Raw genomic sequence first — 15,814 nt, 5'->3', positions numbered from 1 at the left:
TTACAATCAAATACATTTGAAATAGTCAAAAGTTTCTAAGCAGTCCCGACATTGATATAAAGCTTTACAGGCGGTCGAACCGAATTCACTTAATAATTTGCTGTTGTTACTTAAGCACTGTGGACAGGTGATGCCATCGGTCAATGCCACATGCGTACCACAGCTATGTGACTGGCCTTGCGGCGGGGCAATACCATATTGCTGTAATTTGTGTTTGCCCGATTCACTCATCCAGTCCGTGGTCCAGGCTTGAGACAGGTCCACAATGACTTTGACCGGCGTCAAACCATTGGCCTCGAAAGCCTGGGTAATTTCTGCTTTTAATAAATCCGTGGCCGGACAGCCGCTATAGGTCGGCGTGAGTCGCACCACAATTTCATCCTGCTGATTCAGCTCGACGCCACGAATCATACCCAGATCAATCACTGACAATACCGGAATCTCTGGATCAGAAACCTGCTGTAAAACGTCCCAACATTGATCTTCTACGTGTCGAATCAGATTCATGCGACTCACTCCCTGTGATTGTGCCGAATTACCAGTTCATGTTTGGATATGAGCGCTGCATGTATTGCAGTTCAGCCAAAACAAAACCGAGATGTTCTGTATGTAAACCCTGTTTAGCCCCACTGCGATAAGCACCCAGCTCTGGCAGGCTTAATTCAAATCGCGCCAGCTCGGCTGTAATGGTCTCCAGCCACTGGACTTTTAAATTTTCAATCTCTGGAATGACACCGCTATCGACTAGTTGTTTTTCAGCTGCCGTCAGAACAAAAAGTTCTTCGGTAAAACGCCATAACTGGTTTAGACCTTGCTGGGTTTTTTCATGCGCTTCTGCGGCACCTAAACTTAAGCGTTCCATCCAGGTGGTGGAAAAACGCTGGTGATATTTCACTTCTTTGAGTGATTTCACTGCAAAGGCAGCCAACTCAGCATGCTGACTTTCAGTTAAAGCACTAAATAATAAAGTGTGGTAATGATCCATCAACCACTGGCGTACCAAAGTCTGGGCAAAATCACCATTCGGCTGTTCGCACAGCAGCAAATTACGGTATTCACGCTCGGTGCGGAAATAAGCCAGCTTGTCTTCATCACGACCCTGTCCTTCCACTTCACCCGCCAGACTGAGGGCAGTACGTGCCTGACCCAATAAATCCAGTCCAATATTGGCTAAGGCAATATCCAGCTCCAGTTCAGGTGCATGACCACACCACTCTGCCAAACGATGAGACAGGATCAGTTGACTGTCACCCACATGTAAAAGAAATTCTGCCAATACTTGATTTGTCATAATCTTCACCTTTCCCTTTACATGTGCTCGATGCCAGCTGGAATGTTATAAAAGGTTGGATGGCGATAAACCTTGTCCAGAGCGGGTTCAAAAAATTCTGCTTTTTCATCTGGCTGTGAAGAGGTAATCAATTCAGATTTCACCACCCAGATACTGATACCTTCATTGCGGCGGGTATATACATCGCGGGCATTTTGTAGTGCGACTTCCTCATCTGGTGCACGCAGGCTGCCGACATGACGGTGACTCAGACCCTGTTTACTACGCACAAACACTTCATAAAGTGACCAGTTGTTTTTGTTATTCATGAGCAAAATTCCCTATATTGATCAAACTGTTTTAAGCAACTTTTTGTGCTTGTGACTGTTGCTGCTGTTTTTGAGCATAGACTGCTGCAGACTCACGTACCCACTTGCCGCCTTCCCAAGCTTTGCGGCGTGCTTCAATACGCTCATGGTTACACGATCCCTTGCCTGCAAGAATCGCAAAAAACTCATCCCAATTAATTTCACCAAATTCGTAATGTCCGGTGGCTTCATTGAATTTAAGGTCTGGATCTGGAACGGTTAAACCAAGCTGTAAGACTTGCGACACGGTGTTATCGACAAATTTCTGACGTAGCTCATCGTTACTGAATAATTTAATTTTCCATTGCATACTTTGTGCACTGTTCGGTGAATTATCATCACTTGGACCAAACATCATCAGTGCCGGCCACCAGAAACGATTCACTGCATCCTGTGCCATCTGCTTTTGTTCCGGCGTACCATTGGCCAATTCCATCATGGCTTCAAAGCCCTGACGCTGATGGAAACTCTCTTCTTTACACACACGCACCATGGCACGTGCATAAGGACCATAAGACGTACGGCACAGCGCAACCTGATTGACAATTGCTGCACCATCCACCAGCCAGCCAATCGCTGCAACATCGGCCCAGCTCAGGGTTGGATAGTTAAAAATGGATGAATATTTCATGCGACCGGCAATCAGCTTATCCATCATATCGTCACGATCGGCACCCAGGGTTTCTGCAGCACTGTACAGATACAAGGCATGACCGGCTTCGTCCTGAACTTTTGCCATTAGCACGGCTTTACGTTTTAAAGTCGGTGCACGGGTAATCCAGTTGCCTTCCGGCAACATACCCACCACTTCAGAGTGTGCGTGCTGACCGATCTGACGAATCAAGGTCTTACGATAAGCATCCGGCATCCAGTCCTTCGGCTCGATGGAAATATCCTTTTCAATCTTTTGATCGAAGATTTGTTGTTGGTTATTCATTGTTCCCTCACTTATCCCAAGTGTTGATACACCCAAATTAAAACGATACGTAATTAAAATCAATATCTACTTATTGGTATCATTTAATTTTTATCCTTATTTTTAATAAATATTTGTTTTATATAACTTAATATTTTTTATTTTATTGTTACGCATTTTTAAATACAGATTTATGATTGACATTTTCAATTTTTCAACACAAATTATGAAACATCAAAATTAAAATACATCTCAAAACGTATCATAAATGGAGTTTTTACAATGTTAGAGTTAGACAGCAGCTCAAGCACAACGGATTATCAAGATACTGAATCAACCCATAATCCTATTGCCATCAAAAGCTTATCTTCACTGGTGTACGGCCAGGAATACGCAGCGCAAGCCGATTTACGTACGGTTTATCATGCCATTAGCGGTGAAGCGGTTTATCAGGTCGGCAGTCAGGGCATCGATACCCAAGCCGTGGTGAAGTATGCCAAACAAAAAGGCGCGACTATTGCCACATGGACCTTCCATCAACGTGCCAATGCACTGAAGCAAGTGGCTCAGTATTTGATGGAACGCAAAGAAGACTTTTATGAGCTTGCCAAAGCAACCGGCTGTACCCGTAAAGATGCCTGGATTGATATTGAAGGCGGGATTGGCACCTTATATGCTTATTCGAGTTTGGTGCGTCGTGAACTGAGTGATGAAACAGCATGGGTCGAAGATGCCTGGATTCCACTGTCTAAGCAAGGTAGCTTTGGCGCGAAACATATTCTGACGCCTAAAGCCGGTGTTGCCGTGCATATCAATGCCTTTAACTTTCCAATCTGGGGCATGCTGGAGAAAATCGCACCGACGCTACTGGCAGGCGTACCCTGTATTGTCAAACCGGCGACTGAAGGTGCCGAGCTGACCCATGCCGTGGTCAAAGCCATTCATGAAAGCGGTTTCTTGCCAGAAGGTTCATTGCAGCTCATTTGCGGACAGGTCTATGATTTATTTGATCATTTAAATCCTCAAGATACGGTCACTTTTACCGGTTCTGCTTCAACAGGGCAAAAACTGCGTTCGCATCCACATTTAAATGCCTACTCGATTCCATTCACCATGGAAGCAGATTCGGTCAATAGTGCAATTTTGACGGCGCAAGCCAATGATGAAACGATTGATTTATTTGTCCGTGAAGTTTTCCGTGAAATGACCACCAAAGCCGGACAGAAATGTACCGCCATTCGTCGTGCCTTTGTGCCAGCCGAGCTATTGGATACAGTACAAGACCGTCTGATTGCAAAACTGAAAAAAGTGGTTGTGGGCGATCCGGCTCAAGAAGGCGTCAGCATGGGCGCTTTGGCCAGCGTCAAACAGAAACACGATGTCGCGGCAAAAGTTGAACAGCTCAGCCAGGATGCAGAGATCGTATTCGGTAGCCACTTACGTCAGGACTTTAAGATTCAAGTACAAAATACGGAGAAGTCTGCATGCTATCCACCTACTGTGTTGGTCTGCAAAGCGCCAGCTCAGGCAGAAAATATTCATAAGATTGAAGCTTTTGGGCCTGTAGTGACTTTAATGCCATATACTGACCTGGCTCAGCTTGCTGACCTGGTGGCACGTGGCGAAGGTAGCTTGGTAGCATCCATCGTACGCAATACCGATGAAAATATTGAACAACTGTTCAGCAAAATTGCGCCATGGCATGGACGTGTCCATATTCTGGATGCTGAAAGTGCCAAAGAAAGTACCGGACATGGCTCTCCATTACCTTTGCTGGTTCATGGCGGACCGGGACGTGCCGGTGGCGGTGAGGAACTCGGCGGTTTGCGTGCAGTCAAACATTATATGCAACGGACTGCGATTCAAGGCTCGCCAAATGCCATGACCCAGGTCGGCCATAGCTGGACAGCTGGCGCTCAAGTCTTTGAAGACCGCGTGCATCCTTTTAAAAAATCATTTGATGAATTGCGTATCGGCGAGCGTTTACTGACTGCACGACGTAGCGTGACCGAAGCGGATCTGGTGAATTTCGGCTGTCTGAGCGGTGATCACTTCTATGCGCATATGGACAAGATTGCTGCAGCAGAATCCCTGTTTGGTGAACGTGTGGCACATGGCTATTTCGTGGTGTCTGCTGCGGCCGGTTTATTCGTTGATGCCGCTCAGGGCCCAGTCATTGCCAACTATGGCATGGACAACTTGCGCTTTGTAGAACCGGTGAAAATTGGCGATACCATTCAGGTGGAACTGACCTGTAAACAGAAAACTCCAAAAGCACTGCGCGATCCGGCCCAAAAACCACATGGTGTCGTGGTCTGGGATATTAAAGTGAAAAACCAGCGCAATGAACTGGTTGCAACCTACGATATTTTAACGCTGGTTGAACGTGGCTAAAAATTCACACCAAAAAAAAGGAATTATTATGATTCCTTTTTTTTGTCTTTTAAAATTATTTGTATCTATTTTTAAAAACAGATTGACGTCTATCCATTTAGCCTCTAGATTAATTAAATGCGATACAACATAAAAATAACAAGCAAATTAAAAGTATCAAATAAATATCTCAAACGATCAGCACAGGATGTTGCATGATGAATGATAAATCGCTGAACCTAGAAATGGTTGAAAGGACGATTCAACCAACAGATCAAAATTTTGAGCCTACACCGACAGAAACGGCCGTGCCACTGTCTGAACAGATTGAACCGCCACCGGAAAGCAGCACCTATCAATGGTATGTGGTGGTCATTTGTATGGTGGCTTACATTCTGTCATTTGTAGACCGTCAAATTTTATCGCTCATGATTGAACCGATTAAAGCCGATTTAATGCTGAGCGATACTCAGTTTAGTCTGTTACAGGGTCTGGCCTTCTCCTTATTTTATGCCATTATGGGCTTGCCCATTGCCGGATTGGCGGATCAAAAGTCACGGATTAAAATTATTGCAACCGGGATTGCATTCTGGAGTCTCGCTACAGCGGCTTGTGGCCTCAGTAAAAACTTTATTCAAATGTTTATTGCACGTCTGAGTGTGGGTGCCGGTGAAGCTGCGCTTTCCCCTGCCTTTTATTCAATCGTTGCCGATTTATTTCCGAAAGATAAATTAGGCCGTGCACTCGGTGTATATGCGATTGGTGCCTTTATTGGTTCGGGCCTAGCTTTCCTGATTGGCGGCTATGTGATTGGCCTGCTAAAAGATGTCAGCTTCGTAGCCTTACCCCTCATTGGTGAAGTGAAAACCTGGCAACTTACCTTTATGATTGTGGGTCTTCCAGGCGTATTACTAGCCCTACTCATGGTGTTGACGGTGCGTGAACCTGCACGTAAGGGGATGAAAGTCGATCAGGATGGCCAGGTCATTAAAGCCTCTTTCAAAAATTCGATTGGTTTTATCAAGACACATAAAAAGACCTTCTTCTGTCATTTTATTGGCTTTTCTTTTTACACCATGATGCTGTATTCGCTGCTGGGCTGGGCACCTGCCTATTACATGCGTAATTTCGGTCTGGATGCGAGTCAAACCGGTTATATCCTCGGTACGATTATTCTAGTCGCGAATACTTCGGGTGCCTTATTCTGTGGCTGGTTGATCGACTTCTTCTCGAAACGTGGCTATAGCAATGCTGCAATTCGTACCGGTGCGATTGGCTATGCAGCGCTGATTATTCCGAGTGTGCTGTTCACTCAGGTCGATAATATGCAGCTTTCATTTGCGCTGATTTTTGTGGCAATGTTCTTCTCCACTTTCCCGATTCCTGCATCGGCTGCTGCTACGCAAATGCTGACACCAAACCAGCTACGCGCACAGGTATCTGCCAAGTTCCTGTTGGTTTCAAACCTGATTGCCTTAGGCGTCGGAACCACCGCTGTGGCATTAATCACGGATAAATATTTCCAGAATACCTTAATGGTTGGTAACTCGATCTCGATCGTCAATGCGATTGCCGGATTGATTGGTTGCTTCCTGTTGTACAAGGGCTGTCAGTATTATCGTGAGAGTATGAAAGTCGAGAAACTGGCTGATTAAAATGGCTGGATATCGCTAAATCATCCTAAGCTTCACTTTTAAAGGCCTTTAATCCACATTAAAGGCCTTTTTATATCAGCCCAAAAAGTTCAATTTTCAGGTACTCATCATTCAATTCCGATCCAGCCTAGACAGGCTGCCTAAAAAAACGTATAACACCGTTTTAAATTTACAGGTGTGCACCGTTGAAACTTGTGCTTGCTCCCATGGAAGGCTTAACCGATCCGATTATGCGTGATGTGCTGACATCCGTAGGTAGCTTTGACTGGTGTGTGACCGAGTTTATCCGTGTCACCGATTCCCTTCTGCCCGATCATATTTATCATACTTACTGCCCGGAACTGTTGAATGATGGCAAGACGGCGGCAGGTATACCGGTACATGTCCAATTCTTAGGAAATAATCCGGAGATGCTAGCAGCGAATGCCGCCAAAGTGGCAGCCATGGGCGCACCGGCAATTGACATGAATTTTGGCTGTCCGGCCAAAACCGTGAACCGTCATCGTGGTGGTTCAGTCCTGCTAGATGAACCCGAAGTGGTGCATGAGCTGGTTAAAGCCGTGCGTGATGCCGTTCCTGCACATATTCCGGTTTCCGCCAAAATGCGTCTGGGTTATATGGACCGTAATTTTATGCTGGAAAATGCGCATGCCATTGAAGATGCCGGGGCAGCCTGGGTCACCGTTCATGCACGTACCAAAGCCGATGGCTACACTCCGCCAGCATTCTGGGACCAGTTACAACCGATTCGTGAAGCACTCAAGATCAATGTGATCGCCAATGGTGAAATCTGGAACAATACCGATGCCAAACAGTGTCGACTAGAATCTGGCTGCGAAGACCTGATGATTGGCCGTGGTGCGGTGACCACACCCGACCTGACTCAATGTATCCGTCAAAATTCGGATGCACCTTTGCTGAACTGGAATGAACTGCTGCAACTGCAAATTCGTTTTATCAACGGTCCAGCCAAAACTGAGATCGGGATGGTCGGTCGTTACAAGCAATGGCTCGGCATGATGTCGAAACATTATCCTGAAGCCAAAGCATTATGGGACGAAGTAAAACGGATTAAAGTTCTGGCTGAGATTACCGAAAAACTGAAAGCTTCAAATATTTAACACTAAAAAGCCTTTGAATCATTCAAAGGCTTTTTTATGGACTCGTAAAAGCTTATGACTGCTTAAGATGCTTTAAATTTTCTACATGCTCCCGATTAGTTTTCCAAGATTTTTCTAAAACTTCTTTTTCTAGCCGCAGTTGTATCCGTTTTAATTTCGTTTCAGAAATCATCTGTTGATCAAAACTTTTCACATAGTCGGTTCAGCCCGCCCCCCGAAATACATGATTTGGCATCGGCGTTTTAAACACGGCATCTGGCATAAATACAATCACAGAATGCAAAAGATCTGGTTCCACAATATCTGCCAGTAGCTGCTCCAATACTTTGATGTGCTTATAGTTTTGATGAATCAGATTCTGAAATTTATAACTGTGTTTATAGATTTTCTGGGTCCAGGTTTTTTGTCGCTCGTTTCCAAATATCCAGCCTTTATAGTTTTTGGTCTCAATCACAAATATTCCGTAAGGACTTAATAACAGATGATCAATTTGCGTGGTCGCACCTGTCCCGTCTGGAAGAGTCAAATCATTGAGCAGAATATATTGAGGATCTTTTAAATACAGTTTGACATGGGCAGCAACCGCAAATTCTCCTAATTTCCCTTTTAAAAATGGCTTGAATAATTTAAAAATCATCACGCCAAAGAAAAGCAGAAGAATCCACCCTAAACTGGACCAGAGTGGACTTAATAGCTGTATGGTAGAATGTTCCATATTCTAATTTTCATTTATTTTAAGTGCTTAAATATTAATGCGTTCGCTCAATATTTAACAGGATTTCTTTTTTATCCAAACCACCGGCAAATCCTACCAGCTTGCCACTGCGACCAATCACCCGATGACAGGGTGCAATAATCGAAATCGGGTTTTTGCCATTGGCTGCACCCACGGCGCGTACTGCCTTGATATTACCCACCTGTTCAGCAATGTCGCGATAGCTTCGCGTTTGTCCGTAGGGAATATTCAGTAGCGCCTGCCAGACTTTTTTCTGAAAATCGGTACCTGCAAAGTCCAAAGGCAGGTCAAAAACATTGCGCTGACCGGCAAAATATTCCTGAAGCTGGCGTCTGGTTTCAATCAATACCGGATGCTGCGGATCTTCAACCAAAGTCGCCAGTTTCACCCGATTCGGCTGTTCACAGTCCCAAAGCACGGCCACCAGCGCGGTTTCATTCGCGACCAGTTGTAGCTGACCTACGGGAGAATCCATATAGATATAACTTAAGTTCATGATGGCGCCCTGTCCCAATCGCTGGAGTTCATTTTCTATATTAACCCAGTTCACCGAGACAGGCAGAAACAAATTATGAAGAGGATACTTTCATCAGCACCAGACCGGAAATGATGAGTACGGCAGCCAGCATACGCAACGCTGTAGCGGGTTCACCCAAAACCCAAATACCAATGAGAAATGAACCCACTGCACCAATCCCGGTCCAGATCGTATAGGCTGTACCTAGTGGCAAAGTACGCATCGCATAAGCCAGCAAAGCAAAACTCAGTACCATGAAGACAATGGTAATAATACTTGGGGTAAGTCTGGTAAAGCCTTCAGACAGCTTCATCGAATATGCCCAAACGATTTCAAAAATACCCGCAAGAATAAGTACGATCCAGGCCATGCAGCCCTCCTCCTTTTATATAAGAATCAGGCCGTCCTGACGATTTTTCCTGTAAATTCCGATACGTAATTCACAAGGGAGGTCGTTCCTCCTCAATATCTAGATATAGAAATTTTATTAATTCGCGTGCCAACAATGTGGTCAGTGTTACAAAACATGACTTATCGAGATACAACTTAACTTTGCCTTACTCAAATCCTCACGACATTCATGGCTACTCTGGTTATGGTAGATGTTGAAAATGCCAGGTCAGAAATAGTTCTAATAAGTCGGGCAATTCATCCACAACAATTACATGAGAATGGACTCAGAATATTAAGTTATACACATCAATTACATTTAAACTTTGTCTGGAGTAATTACATAATGAAACACAAATATGCGAGACATTGATCATTTTTTACTTGGTTGAATTATTAACTCTTGATTAACAAATAACCACTAAACATAAGGGTTATATGTAATAAAAAAGAACCCAATTCGAGTTCTTTTTATACAGATTTTGTCTAAATCGCAATCAATCAGGCTACAAATGATTACATTTTATGCAACATATCCATATGGTTATCAACATAGATATCTACACACTTATCCATAAAGTTATCCACATATTTATGCACTTATGAGTTTTTAACGATTACAGTTGAACCTGCCCTACTCTCGCTAATTCCGCACGCATTTCATCAATCACAGCTTTATAATCCGGCTTACCAAAAATAGCTGAACCAGCTACAAACATATCGGCACCCGCTTCGGCAATTTCACGAATGTTGCTTGGCGTAACGCCACCATCGACTTCCAGACGAATATCATGACCTGAAGCATCGATCAGTTTGCGTGCCTGACGCAATTTATCCAAAGTCATTGGAATAAATTTCTGTCCGCCAAAACCCGGGTTCACGCTCATGAGCAAAATTTGATCGACTTTATCCAGTACATAATCCAGGTAATGCAATGGTGTTGCCGGATTAAATACCAGCCCCGCTTTTGCACCACCTGATTTGATCAACTGTAAAGAACGGTCAATATGATCAGAAGCTTCTGGATGAAAAGTAATGATATCAGCACCCGCTTCAAGGAAATCCCCGATCATGCGATCTACCGGCTTAACCATCAAATGCACATCAATGGGCGCCTTGATCCCATAATTTTTCAAGGCCTTACAAACACCTGCACCAAAAGTCAGGTTCGGTACATAATGGTTGTCCATGACATCAAAATGAACAACGTCTGCACCTGCTTCCAACACATTCTCGACTTCTTCACCTAAACGGGCAAAGTCAGCAGATAAAATAGAAGGGGCAATTAAATAAGGCTTGGACATGGGAGAACCTGGCTTGTTGAAATTGGATTTTTCCCATTATATCAAATCCGCTCCGGCTACTGTGATTCGATGTTGCAAGATTAAAACGCTGTGTAACGCTTTGAGGCTTATGCCGGCATCACTGTCTGGTTTAAAGTGCAGGATAATGATGAATAGTGTAGAAAACTGATGAAAAGTATGGCCCATATCCAGACGCAACAAGCTTCACGAATTGCCAAACGCTTGGCCAATCACTGGAAACATAAATTTAATATTGATGAAACCGAACAAAATTTCCTGATTCATTTTCCAAATGCTGAAGTGATATTGGCTCCTGAACAGGATCATCTAACCGTAACGATTCAAAGCACAGATGAATTTACTGACCTGAATAAACTCGAAAATGTGGTTCTGGATCATCTGATCCGTATGGGACAGGAACATCTGACTGCCGACTGGCAAAGATAGGGACTAAAAAGCCTTGATGATCAAGACATAGCAATGATCAGAAACTAAATACGATGATTCGCCTGTTCATTAAAGGCATGAATACGCTCAATTCTTTTATCCAGTTCGGGGTGAGATTCCAGATATTTTTTAAACTTCCCGATCAGGCGAATCCATTTCAGTTCGGTTTCTGTCAGGTGTCGGTCTTTTCCATCAATATTGAGAGTGAAATTTTTCATTTTTAAGGTTTGAGACTCCTCTGCCAGTATTCTGGCATTTTCCACCCGCTGCAAAAAGTTAGACAAGTGAATACTGGAAATCTGCTGTTGATGCCAATGCTGCATGGCATAGTCATCAGCATCCAGTTCAATCGCCTGCGAATATCCGGCATCAGCCAACACGACTACAGAGGCTGTGACCACATCACTTAAATCTCCAGTTACCAAGGCAAACAGTCCCGCCACACCCAGATTAGAAATCACTTTCTGCATACTGTGCTTTTGTACCAGATGGCCTTGTTCATGGGCCAGTACGGCAAGGACTTCTTCATCGGTGCCGCTGATTTTCACCAGTTCATCAGTCACAATAATGGTGTTATTCGGGATGGCTGCGGCATTCATGCCCATGCTTGATCCACCTTGACGGAAAATAATTTTTGCAGGTTTTCCTACAGCAATCTTTTGTTCATACAAAGTTTTTAATCGCATCTGCTGTTCTTCCGGTAGTGTACTTGGTTGGGTCTGGGCAATTAACTGCTGCTCTGTCCGGTTGCCTACTTCAACCAGAGTCTGCTCCGGAAGGAATTTTGCCAGCTGTTTGGCACTATAAGGAATCCCCCATTTTAAAATCACAATCACTGCACTAATCACGATGATCATGGAAAAGAAAATCAGGATCGGTGAACGTTCAAACTTCCAGATTGCATGATAAATATCTTTATGTTTAATCCCGAGCCAATGTGGCGCTTTGCTTAAAAACTCAATCCGACGCTCTTCAGGCAGCTCAATAATCGGTTTACGACCACCGACACCACCAATGTAGGCCATGTCCGGATAAGAAAAATAAAAATCTGCAGCGCTAACTTGTACTGGAACATCCTCATCAAGTTTCAAGGCAATCCCTTGTTGCTGATCCGGTACAATCCAGGCACGACGGGCTTCAGCGAGAATTCCATCATAAAACTTAACTTCGACAGGTCGTTTCATCACATTTACTCCTATAGCGACGCATCGAAATCAAATACGTCCAGGATTTCATCGGCCAAAGCACTCGGGTCAGGTTGCAAGATATGCTCAAGATTGGTTTCATCTTCAGCCACATATAGTTCTAAGTGTTTTAACTGATATTCATATAAACGGATGGCAGCCCAAGGCGTCATTAAGCCCAGACTAAGAACACGCACTATCCAGTTGCTCAGCACAATCCAGCTATAACGCCAGGTAGTTACCCGTGTTTTAAAGTAACTTTGACCAAGCTCCACATGATTCCAGGTAATGTGGTATAAACGTGCAGAAATGACCGGCCAGACCAGCGCCAGACAAAGCAGATAGCTAAGCAGTAAACCCAGACTAAACAAATTGGTTCCAATCCGGTCCACCCAGTACACTACTGCTGCAAGCCAGCCAATACCAACCAGCAGGCAAACACCCAAGGGCAGATAAACGGCAGACATAAACTTGGACCAGTTAATATTCAGCTTGAATTGCAACTGACCAATCGATAAATGATTAAAGCAATAGCGTTTATAGAGCCAGATCATCACCGGACTAAACAGCAGCAAAGTAAAGATATTGAGCAGGATGGCCAGAAATAAGACCCTATAAGCCTCACGGTTGCTGCCATTAAAATAAAAACGCACATTGCCATATTTGCTATTTCGGGCCTTGAATTTCAGGGTCATCCGAATAAGCCACGATAGACATAGCGCAGCGACCATCAATAAAGAACTGGTAGAGAGGATTGAATATTTGGTCAGTACAACGGTAACCAGATACAGTTCCAGTGCAAACAGACGACCCAGCAGGATCCGGCTCGGCATGGCCACAAAATCGAAACGATGGTTTAAAAATTGGGTATTGCCGTAGAAATAACGCATACGGCGTGCCTTGACCCAAGGGCTGTACAAGGTCAATGTCACAATGGTCAGCATCAGATTCACCATCCAGATACCAAAATATTCGGATGCACTGCCATGAAATCTGAATCCATAACGCTGATATTTAGGGCAGACTGAAGGCGTGGCTTCAGTCGAAAAACTTGAAGCAGCTGGAAATAATGGCTCACTAACACGAATACCGTCTGCTGTCTGCTGCATGACGACCCCAATTTTTTATACTTTTATACATCTGATATTAAAAGAAAAACCCCCAGAATGTAAAAACATTTTGGAGGTTTTTTAATCTTTTTGGCTTTGCTACATATGTGCAGTCTTACTTTAAGGATTTAACTGCACAGCATGGAATTGCAAATGGTCATCTACGAAACTTTGAATAAAGTAATAACCATGATCATAGCCCTGATGTTCACGCAAAGTTAGCGGCTGGTTGACGGCATCACAAGCTTGCTGAAACAAGGCTGGATTAAGCTGACTATAGAACTGGTCCGAAAAACCCTGATCAATCAGGATATCGCTAAATAATGCGCCTTTTTCCTGAACCAAAGCGGTCGCATCATGTTTCAGCCATTCCTCTTTCTCAGTACCCAGATAATTCGAGAATGCTTTGTCTCCCCACGGGCACTGGCTCGGTGCACAAATTGGTGCAAAGGCTGAAACAGATTTGAATTTTTCTGGATATTTAAATGCCAGGGTCAATGCGCCATGACCGCCCATAGAGTGGCCGAAGATCCCGATCTTACCGGGATGGATCACGAACTCCTCAGTGACCAGTGCATAGAGTTCATCGACAATGAAGCTTTCCATTTGATAGTGTTCAGCCCACGGTGCCTGAGTGGCATTAATATAAAAACCTGCACCCTGACCAATATCCCAGTTGTCGCCTTCTGCTACGCCTTCACCACGTGGCGAAGTATCCGGTGTAATCAGGATCAAGCCAAGTTGCGCCGCCAGACGCTGTGCATGCGCCTTAATGGCAAAAGTTTCTTCAGTACAGGTCAAACCTGCCAGATAGAATAAAGCAGGACAACTGTGGCCCTCTAAAGCTTGAGGCGGCAGAAAAATGCCAAACTTGGTCGGTGTTTTAAGATAGCGTGAATCAAAACGATAAATCCGCTGTTCACCTTCAAAGCTTCTATTGTTCTGTATAAGTTCCATGGCTATTCCTTATTATTACAACCGGTCTGTGGATGACATTAATCTAGGGAGATGCTGTTGCCGTACTAGTCTGTGGAAATAAACGCTGCTCCAGTTGTGGCAACATCAATTCCATATTCTTGCCAATCACCCATTGCGGTTCTGATGGCTCAAAACCTTGAGCCGATTCCCATTTTGCTACGGTATCTGTGGCCTGGGCGAACGCGCTTTGCAAGCTGCTATTTTCACGCATGGCTTCATCAAAGAACGCACGACCAAAATAGGTATAATCCGCTTCATTCGAACAGCCAAAAGACTGACGGTCGGCTGCCGAAGCCGTAATCACCAAGGTATTATCATTCTGTAAAGCTGAAGCAAAACTGCCTGAAAAACATGCCGAGATCACAATCACGCGCCAGCGTATGCCTGATGCATCCAGTGTCTCACGCAACCATTTTGGATCGACTTGTGCCAGATCCAGCGGGGCATTTTCCATTTCAAATACATTCGGCAAACCGTGAGAGGTCATATATAAAAACAACACATCACTTTCCCGGTTCATCTGCTGCCCCATACGGCGTAATGCCAGCTCCATACTGGTTTTGGAAGCAATCGGCATGGTGGTACGTGTCGCTGGATGATTGACCAAGGCAATCGATCGGCCAAAAGTACCAAAACGGGTATCAAACTGCTCTTTAATCCGCTCAACTTCAGAATGGAATACATCCTGATAGCTCGCTCCGGCTACCCCCATGAAATACCAGTGTGACTGTGCAAATTCACCATACTCGATATTTTCCAGCGCTTTATTCAGCAAAGTTGGCTGGGCATAGAAAGCATCTTCGGCAAAACTCGGTGGAATTTCTTCGACTTTCCAGATCGGCTGATCTTTGACTGAAATCTGCCAGACCACCAAGGTAAACAAAGTCGCCAGCATAATCAGCGCACGTTCCCACCACGGCCATTTTAATTCACGTGAAATCACCCAGACCACTGCCAGACTTTGCCAGACAAACAGCATGACAAAGAGCGTTGGAATATAGTCGTAAAGGATATAAGGCAGATAATCCAGATCACCCAGATACTGAATCAGACACTGGAACAGCATGATATGGGTATCTAACACCAACCATAACAAGGCTGGCACCAGCATCAAGCGTGGATTATTGACCCGTTGCGAAAGAAAAATACCGACAATCAGGGCAATGAAAGGCCAAAGCGCATAACTGATCAGGCCTTGAGAGTTAAAATCTCCCATACGGCCTGAACTGAGCCAGCTAAACAAACTGTTGGCGCAGCCCCCTAAGATCCCCCAGAACACCAGTTGCATGATGGATGGACGGACCAGTTGTAAAGAACGCCTCGACCCCAGAAATAACCACATCCCGGCAATTTGGTTGCTCTTAAAATCGTGCCAAAAATTAATGGAGGGTTTAAAGTCGATCATAGGATTTCAAGGAGATGAGTGGCTCGCTAATGTGCTGAATA

General features: G+C 44.5%; 15 protein-coding genes and 1 pseudogene. 4 read left to right on the top strand and 12 right to left on the bottom strand.

Going from position 1 to position 15,814, the window contains the following annotated elements; all coding sequences use genetic code 11:
• Positions 1-6 precede the first annotated feature (6 nt).
• Genes paaD through paaA form a run of 4 tightly spaced genes read right to left on the bottom strand, consistent with a single transcriptional unit; the run spans position 7 to position 2,575 of the window.
• Positions 7-507, bottom strand: a complete 501-nt coding sequence (gene paaD / locus FTV42_RS08640; protein ID WP_005247163.1) for a 1,2-phenylacetyl-CoA epoxidase subunit PaaD — start codon at positions 505-507, stop codon at positions 7-9.
• A gap of 28 nt (positions 508-535) precedes the next feature.
• Positions 536-1,291: a 1,2-phenylacetyl-CoA epoxidase subunit PaaC gene (gene paaC, locus FTV42_RS08635; protein ID WP_180038502.1), complete on the bottom strand. Its 756-nt coding sequence runs from the start codon at positions 1,289-1,291 to the stop codon at positions 536-538.
• 17 nt (positions 1,292-1,308) lie between these two features.
• Positions 1,309-1,599 (bottom strand): 1,2-phenylacetyl-CoA epoxidase subunit PaaB, encoded by a 291-nt coding sequence (paaB, locus tag FTV42_RS08630; protein ID WP_004279183.1) that lies wholly within the window; start codon positions 1,597-1,599, stop codon positions 1,309-1,311.
• Between the two features lie 31 nt (positions 1,600-1,630).
• Positions 1,631-2,575, bottom strand: a complete 945-nt coding sequence (gene paaA / locus FTV42_RS08625) for a 1,2-phenylacetyl-CoA epoxidase subunit PaaA (RefSeq protein ID WP_180038501.1) — start codon at positions 2,573-2,575, stop codon at positions 1,631-1,633.
• Positions 2,576-2,836: 261 nt separating this feature from the next.
• On the opposite strand from paaA, the gene paaZ reads away from it, so the two are divergent.
• The 3 genes from paaZ (at position 2,837) to FTV42_RS08610 (ending at position 7,703) form a co-directional block, all read left to right on the top strand.
• A complete protein-coding gene (gene paaZ / locus FTV42_RS08620; RefSeq protein ID WP_180038500.1) occupies positions 2,837-4,948 on the top strand; it encodes a phenylacetic acid degradation bifunctional protein PaaZ in 2,112 nt (703 codons plus the stop codon).
• A gap of 194 nt (positions 4,949-5,142) precedes the next feature.
• Positions 5,143-6,582: an MFS transporter gene (locus FTV42_RS08615; RefSeq protein WP_180038499.1), complete on the top strand. Its 1,440-nt coding sequence runs from the start codon at positions 5,143-5,145 to the stop codon at positions 6,580-6,582.
• A gap of 185 nt (positions 6,583-6,767) precedes the next feature.
• Positions 6,768-7,703: a tRNA-dihydrouridine synthase gene (locus tag FTV42_RS08610; RefSeq protein WP_004730696.1), complete on the top strand. Its 936-nt coding sequence runs from the start codon at positions 6,768-6,770 to the stop codon at positions 7,701-7,703.
• A 52-nt stretch (positions 7,704-7,755) separates the two neighbouring features.
• Here the strand turns inward: FTV42_RS08610 and FTV42_RS08605 are convergent.
• The 4 genes and pseudogenes from FTV42_RS08605 to rpe form a co-directional block, all read right to left on the bottom strand.
• Positions 7,756-8,418 (bottom strand): annotated as a pseudogene (locus FTV42_RS08605) (nuclease-related domain-containing protein).
• A gap of 34 nt (positions 8,419-8,452) precedes the next feature.
• Entirely contained in the window at positions 8,453-8,935 is a 483-nt protein-coding gene (locus FTV42_RS08600) for a methylated-DNA--[protein]-cysteine S-methyltransferase (RefSeq protein WP_004646050.1), read from the bottom strand.
• A gap of 73 nt (positions 8,936-9,008) precedes the next feature.
• Positions 9,009-9,326: a quaternary ammonium compound efflux SMR transporter SugE gene (gene sugE, locus FTV42_RS08595; RefSeq protein WP_004279177.1), complete on the bottom strand. Its 318-nt coding sequence runs from the start codon at positions 9,324-9,326 to the stop codon at positions 9,009-9,011.
• Positions 9,327-9,963: 637 nt separating this feature from the next.
• Positions 9,964-10,650 (bottom strand): ribulose-phosphate 3-epimerase, encoded by a 687-nt coding sequence (rpe, locus tag FTV42_RS08590; protein WP_164542798.1) that lies wholly within the window; start codon positions 10,648-10,650, stop codon positions 9,964-9,966.
• A gap of 168 nt (positions 10,651-10,818) precedes the next feature.
• Here rpe and FTV42_RS08585 point away from each other — a divergent pair, with 168 nt between their 5' ends.
• Entirely contained in the window at positions 10,819-11,097 is a 279-nt protein-coding gene (locus FTV42_RS08585) for a DUF2218 domain-containing protein (protein ID WP_071851402.1), read from the top strand.
• Between the two features lie 44 nt (positions 11,098-11,141).
• On the opposite strand, the gene FTV42_RS08580 is transcribed toward FTV42_RS08585, so the two are convergent.
• From FTV42_RS08580 to FTV42_RS08565, 4 genes are all read right to left on the bottom strand, one after another.
• Positions 11,142-12,281, bottom strand: a complete 1,140-nt coding sequence (locus FTV42_RS08580) for a M48 family metallopeptidase (protein ID WP_180038498.1) — start codon at positions 12,279-12,281, stop codon at positions 11,142-11,144.
• Between the two features lie 11 nt (positions 12,282-12,292).
• Positions 12,293-13,390: a YjgN family protein gene (locus FTV42_RS08575; protein ID WP_180038497.1), complete on the bottom strand. Its 1,098-nt coding sequence runs from the start codon at positions 13,388-13,390 to the stop codon at positions 12,293-12,295.
• A gap of 120 nt (positions 13,391-13,510) precedes the next feature.
• Complete coding sequence (fghA, locus tag FTV42_RS08570; protein ID WP_180038496.1) at positions 13,511-14,347, bottom strand: S-formylglutathione hydrolase; 837 nt, start codon at positions 14,345-14,347, stop codon at positions 13,511-13,513.
• Positions 14,348-14,390: 43 nt separating this feature from the next.
• Positions 14,391-15,773: a C13 family peptidase gene (locus tag FTV42_RS08565; RefSeq protein ID WP_180038495.1), complete on the bottom strand. Its 1,383-nt coding sequence runs from the start codon at positions 15,771-15,773 to the stop codon at positions 14,391-14,393.
• Positions 15,774-15,814: the final 41 nt, after the last annotated feature.

Source organism: Acinetobacter sp. YH16052 (assembly GCF_013417155.1).
In the GTDB taxonomy this organism is placed as follows: domain Bacteria; phylum Pseudomonadota; class Gammaproteobacteria; order Pseudomonadales; family Moraxellaceae; genus Acinetobacter.
Note: the sequence above shows the minus strand (reverse complement) of the source record. Positions and strands in the feature narration are given on the sequence as shown.

Bases quoted from the DNA above. Each gene is read 5' to 3' on its own strand.
- rpe (WP_164542798.1), bottom strand. From the start codon at position 10,650: ATGTCCAAGCCTTATTTAATTGCCCCTTCTATTTTATCTGCTGACTTT.
- sugE (WP_004279177.1), bottom strand. From the start codon at position 9,326: ATGGCCTGGATCGTACTTATTCTTGCGGGTATTTTTGAAATCGTTTGG.
- paaZ (WP_180038500.1), top strand. From the start codon at position 2,837: ATGTTAGAGTTAGACAGCAGCTCAAGCACAACGGATTATCAAGATACT.
- FTV42_RS08585 (WP_071851402.1), top strand. From the start codon at position 10,819: ATGAAAAGTATGGCCCATATCCAGACGCAACAAGCTTCACGAATTGCC.
- fghA (WP_180038496.1), bottom strand. From the start codon at position 14,347: ATGGAACTTATACAGAACAATAGAAGCTTTGAAGGTGAACAGCGGATT.
- paaC (WP_180038502.1), bottom strand. From the start codon at position 1,291: ATGACAAATCAAGTATTGGCAGAATTTCTTTTACATGTGGGTGACAGT.
- paaB (WP_004279183.1), bottom strand. From the start codon at position 1,599: ATGAATAACAAAAACAACTGGTCACTTTATGAAGTGTTTGTGCGTAGT.
- FTV42_RS08580 (WP_180038498.1), bottom strand. From the start codon at position 12,281: ATGAAACGACCTGTCGAAGTTAAGTTTTATGATGGAATTCTCGCTGAA.
- FTV42_RS08600 (WP_004646050.1), bottom strand. From the start codon at position 8,935: ATGAACTTAAGTTATATCTATATGGATTCTCCCGTAGGTCAGCTACAA.
- FTV42_RS08565 (WP_180038495.1), bottom strand. From the start codon at position 15,773: ATGATCGACTTTAAACCCTCCATTAATTTTTGGCACGATTTTAAGAGC.
- FTV42_RS08615 (WP_180038499.1), top strand. From the start codon at position 5,143: ATGATGAATGATAAATCGCTGAACCTAGAAATGGTTGAAAGGACGATT.
- paaD (WP_005247163.1), bottom strand. From the start codon at position 507: ATGAATCTGATTCGACACGTAGAAGATCAATGTTGGGACGTTTTACAG.
- FTV42_RS08575 (WP_180038497.1), bottom strand. From the start codon at position 13,390: ATGCAGCAGACAGCAGACGGTATTCGTGTTAGTGAGCCATTATTTCCA.
- paaA (WP_180038501.1), bottom strand. From the start codon at position 2,575: ATGAATAACCAACAACAAATCTTCGATCAAAAGATTGAAAAGGATATT.